Source organism: Rhizobium sp. BK176 (genome assembly GCF_024808055.1).
The window spans coordinates 1-4,876 of sequence record NZ_JANUBV010000062.1; the positions used below are offsets into that span (position 1 = coordinate 1).

At 55.6% G+C, this 4,876-nt stretch carries 4 protein-coding genes; 2 read left to right on the forward strand and 2 right to left on the reverse strand.

Annotation, left to right across the window (positions count from 1 at the left end):
* Positions 1 to 314: 314 nt before the first annotated feature.
* Positions 315 to 668 (reverse strand): hypothetical protein, encoded by a 354-nt coding sequence (locus tag FHT76_RS41135; protein WP_183865130.1) that lies wholly within the window; start codon positions 666 to 668, stop codon positions 315 to 317.
* An 884-nt stretch (positions 669 to 1,552) separates the two neighbouring features.
* On the opposite strand from FHT76_RS41135, the gene FHT76_RS41140 reads away from it, so the two are divergent.
* Both FHT76_RS41140 and FHT76_RS41145 read left to right on the forward strand, forming a co-directional pair.
* Positions 1,553 to 1,969: a hypothetical protein gene (locus tag FHT76_RS41140; RefSeq protein WP_183865132.1), complete on the forward strand. Its 417-nt coding sequence runs from the start codon at positions 1,553 to 1,555 to the stop codon at positions 1,967 to 1,969.
* 1,015 nt (positions 1,970 to 2,984) lie between these two features.
* Positions 2,985 to 3,266 (forward strand): hypothetical protein, encoded by a 282-nt coding sequence (locus FHT76_RS41145; RefSeq protein ID WP_246712862.1) that lies wholly within the window; start codon positions 2,985 to 2,987, stop codon positions 3,264 to 3,266.
* 333 nt (positions 3,267 to 3,599) lie between these two features.
* Here FHT76_RS41145 and FHT76_RS41150 read toward each other — a convergent pair whose 3' ends face one another.
* The gene (locus FHT76_RS41150) at positions 3,600 to 4,550 is read right to left on the reverse strand and encodes an AraC family transcriptional regulator (protein ID WP_183758322.1); all 951 of its coding nucleotides are present in this window, start codon (positions 4,548 to 4,550) and stop codon (positions 3,600 to 3,602) included.
* Positions 4,551 to 4,876 lie beyond the last annotated feature (326 nt).

Consider the following 4,876-nt stretch of genomic DNA (forward strand, 5'->3'; position numbering starts at 1 on the left):
ATACTCGACCTCTTTGCACGACCTCCACCCCGACGATGTCCTCACTGTGACATGCTCCTTGCCGATATCGCTCGGTCTAAAGTGCCAAAGTAGTGCTAGTCGGCGAGGATCGCGAAAGCCTCATAGGGACAAAAACACCATCGAAGTCCGGTGGCATGTCCCAGCGTCTCCTGGCGTGGAGATTAAATTACTTTGGAGCCCGGCGATCCCCTGATCACACTTCCTTTTTGTTGCAGAAGGGTGAGGGAGGTTGCACCATGTCACTGGAACCCGGGTGTGGCTTTTCTGCGTGTCCGCGTGGTTTGCGAAATCGATTAGCTGCTTTGAAATCGATCGCTCACAACCGTTGTCATCTCCTCCCATCGCGTGCGAGCAAGGCTCGTTAATCGTTCTTCGTCAACTACACCTTCCTTGACCAATACCAAAAGAAGCGTCGCAATCTCAACGCTCGCCTTTCGATCCCGAGTTACGCCCTGTTCTCGGCAAAGAGTCTTGAACGCATTCTTGATGAAGGAAAAATCGACGATAAGCCTCGAACGAGAATCGTGCACCGCACCGGTGAAGGCATCGTTGTCGACTCCATAGTAATTACCAAATGGGGTGCCCTCAACCACGTTGTCGACAATGGCGGTGCCGGCGTCGTCTTCGTTTATGGCGACTTCTTGCAAGCTGCTTCCCTATTTCTAATGCCTAGTGTAGCGATGAATCAGTGGAGGGTAGCACTTCAAGAGAAGCCTAATCAACCTGAGTAATCAATGTGTTCGCACGCCTCAGTTGGGGCAGCGCTCGAATACAATCTTTGAGAGGGGCCGGATCGCCATGCCGCGCGAGCGGGCGTTGACGTATTTGAAGTTAGGATCAACCAGCTATTAATGGAGATAACGACTGGTCTGCCGAACAGTCGGGCCCAACGCCTCAGCATTGACATGCTGGATATCGACGACTGTCGTACCTGGTTCCCCTTGCGCGCTCCCGTTCGTCACGTCGCAGGGCTGGAGGACGAAGCCTGCACCCCGTGAACATGCTTTTTGTGTCGCCGCCGCCTCAAGCGCTGTCCTCGCTACACCATGCTACGCTGCGGAAACGCCAGACCCGGACGTCGGCGTGCCCAACCCGAAACGATGGTGCTAAAGGACACTAACGGCAAGACCTAGGCCATTTTCGCTGGAGGTGAAGTATGAATAGTTGCCATGTTGTACGTCCTTCGTTCGGGCAGCGCCCATCACGGTCCCGAAGGTGTCACAAGGATGGCGACGATCGGGCCGCACCTGATGAATCCTCAAGAAAAGCCTGGCGGCAACTCGCAAAAGTGCGAGTCGCAGGGGAATGGCAATTGAGGCGCACAAGCTGAAGGGAAAGTGGGTGCTCCTTCGATCCGATGAGCCTGGCTTTCGGTGAGTTCTGTGATGAAAACGGAGGTCGCATCTGGACTTGGCTCGGTTCGCGCGGGCTTACGGTTGCATCCCTCGTCCGGTCTTCTAGAATGACCTTAGCCGAATTGACGAGGGTAAGGGGTATATGACTTTTCGTGTCCCGGCGCTATCTTTTGAGCATGAACCTCGCTGACCACTTTACCCACCCCGACCCGCGTGAAGCGGAACTGTCGCAACGCCTTCTTGAGTTGGGACTCGACGTTTGCCGTCTTGACGTAATGTCGCGAAGCGCTCTCGAAAGCGAGAAATGTCTTGCGAGCAACGCAAGGCTAACGCCGGCGATGCTGGCCGTCCGGCTGTTCGTATGGTACGTCGCAGAAAGCAAGCACTTTGATCCCAACGTTCTTTCACGGCCCGGCTCTATAGGCCGATCCATTTTCACCATGAGGAGATGGGCCGCCGGAGATCCCATATTCGCGGCCAATGTTGAAGTTGAAATTTCGTCGTTGAAATACTTTCTCTATGAACTTTTTGAAACCGTCCAAGTGCCTCCCACGATGATCATCGCGGCGCAGGAACGTCTCCTGGGTGCCTGAGCCGATGAGTGAATTGGCAGACGTTGGTTTGGCCACTATCGAATCGGAAGAAGTGCTACTGCCTTTCGAGCTTCGCATGTAATCTCCAGCCGCTGGCCGGGTTCGGGTCGGCTGTTTGGAGGTTTGTTGAGAAACAGCCCTTGGCCCCAGTACAGTGCTGCTGTGATTGCCGCATCGACGTCGAGAAACAAGGCGCCTTCAAGTTTTCGCTTCTTTGCCACCGTACGCAGATCGAACTCGATTGCCGAGGGGCAAATCGGACAAAAGCACTTCGGCCTTCCTGGCCTAAAGATCGTGTTTTGCTGAAACTGTTCGCCGCAAATATTGCTCGCCTCGCTGGCGACGCCGCCTTTCAATGGTTCGGACGCTTTTCATCACTGCCTCCAGACAATGACCGCTTTCTTATGATTTACGATCCGAAAGGTTCCGAACACGGCGGCCCCCGGCGAAACCAAACGCAGATGCCTGCAACTGACATGTGAAGCGTCCGAAAATCTCATCTGGAGCACTCGTTTCAGGCGCCCTGATCCGGAGTTTGACGTGGCTGGGAGGCCACCGACCAATACCAACCCCACCCGAGTGGCCTCCCTTATCCTTCCAGGAGATGAAGGATAGAAGGAGAGTAGGATTGCACATGGGGTTGGCAATCGGACCTTGGTCTGACCACGGGTTGCGTACGCTGGCGTACTTTGAAGCAGTAACCACGCTGACGTGAGCAGCCTGTGCCCGTTTCCTGCTGGAAACGCACCAGTAACGGGAACCTATCAGGCCGGATCCGTCGGTTCCGGGGCCCGAGACTTATCCGAGCGCAGAGGTCCTCTTGCCTGGCCAAAAGCACATTGGCCGGAGACATCGCGTCTGTGGCGCGCATAGCTGCTATGCCGGATTTACGGTTTTCGCCCGCCATCTCACAGTTTATTAGAGCTGCCTGGATCGATCCACCGGTCCTTTCTGTGATGCGCGGTTGGCCCTGAACGGAGACATGATGCAAAACATAATCATAGCGGATAGCCATATGGAGTCCGTTGAAAGTGGCGCCAAAACAATTGCTGTTCGGGTTGGATACTGTTCGGTTGAACCAGGTCCGCTTGAGATCCGCTCCGCGAGCGGCTTCTGGTCAACAACGAAGGTGGACGTCGTTTCGGTTCAGCGGAAGGCAATTTCAGATTTGAGCGACGAGGAACTCAATCAGAGCGGCGTTTCGACAGTCGACGCGATGGTTAGGCTGTTCCTCCCGGCTCATCCATGCCTGTCGACAAACTCGGATGTGACTGTCATCGGCTGGAAGGCGGCTTGATTAACGGGCAACTCAGACCGGATCTGAGACTCGCCCGACCAACCGGGAGGTTGGGGTCAACACTGACTTGCTGTGGTCGTTTTTTGAAACAGGTCGATGAATCGGGACGATGCAGCCTTCAAATCTCTTGGCGCTGCCTACGCTCGACCGGGCTCGCGTCGTTGCCCCTGCCATTGTCACGGACCACACGACAGTGAGCCATTGTGCCGAATAACCCGGCATTCTCAACGGATGTGGGATCTGATGATCCGTGTTAGCCGTTCGAAACCAAAGGCGCCGGGAACGTGATGCCGGATCGAACAAGACAAGCTGGTCGAGGTGCCGCCCTTTTGTTCAAGAGGCCACTCGCCTGAGAGGACGGGAAGAGTCCAGAGCCCTTCCTCGAAAGGTTACCGGCGATGCACCCATGATACGTTTGAAAGCGCGGCTGAAGGACGCTTCTGACTCGTAGCCGAGACGCTCGGCAATCGCGCCCACGCGCTGACCCTCCAAGAGCCATTGATGAGCCTGATGCATGCGCATTCGAGCAACATACCGGGCTGGAGTTTCACCGACAACCCTGGAGAAGCGCTCCGCAAACGCGGACCGTGACGCCCCCATTTTTCTTGCAAGTTCTTCCACCGTCCAGTCATGTGCCGGATCGAAATGAATAGCGGCGAGAACGCGGCCCACCTCTGGATTTCGGACAGCAGCCAGCCAACCGGTCGCGTCTCCGCACCCATGTTCCACCCAAGTTCTGATGAGGGTTGCAGTCAAGACGTCGGCAAGCCGAGCCAGAATTCCACCAGCTCCTACGCGGTTCATGTCGGCCTCACGCATCATTGCCTCGAGGAGGGCGGGGATTGATGGTTCATTGGCAGCAAGGTCACTTGTCCGCATCATCTTTGGCATCAACTGCAACAGGGGATGATGCTTGTCGACGTTGAAGCGCATGACCGCAAAGAATAGGAGATTTCTGTTATCGGCACAGGGGCATTGCAAGTCGACAATACCATCACAAACCGGTTTGCGAGGCATGCTGTCGACTGGCGTCGGATCTAGCCCGGGCTCACTGGCAATTACATGAGCGTCGCCTCTCGGCAGCAGCACCGCGTCGCCCGGCAGCATTTCGGTCCACTCGCCATTCGGCGATTGCAGATGAGCTCTGCCTGCCGCTACAAAATGAAATTGCGCTTCTTCCTTTGCTGGAAAAGCTGTCGCCCAGGGTGCTGACGGCTGACATCGCCCGTATTCGACGCCATCCAAGCGCAACCCTCGCATCATTTCTGTCAATGCATCGCTCATTGCTGTATCCGGAATTTGGACGAATTATCAAATAGGTCGTTTTTTCTAGCATAGAAACACCGGGGTGCCACGTCTAGCCTTCAACGACCAGAACTTTAGAGATGACATTATGAACGTCAGACCTGCGCCAATGCCTTCAAGGTGGTACGGCGGAATTCCTCCCGGCCAGCCTTCTCACCCTTGGTCTCTCCCGCGATATGGGCATCAGCATTGAGGCGGCAGGACAATCAGTCGTAAGCGCGATTTTCGATGCGCATTGACGGCTGCTGCACTGCTGGCCTCGCATCAGTACCGAGATCCGGCTCTGTTAGGCGGTGGATGTTTTC

Coding starts and splice junctions, on each gene's coding strand:
- FHT76_RS41140 (WP_183865132.1), top strand. CDS start 1,553: ATGAACCTCGCTGACCACTTTACCCACCCCGACCCGCGTGAAGCGGAA.
- FHT76_RS41145 (WP_246712862.1), top strand. CDS start 2,985: ATGGAGTCCGTTGAAAGTGGCGCCAAAACAATTGCTGTTCGGGTTGGA.
- FHT76_RS41150 (WP_183758322.1), bottom strand. CDS start 4,550: ATGAGCGATGCATTGACAGAAATGATGCGAGGGTTGCGCTTGGATGGC.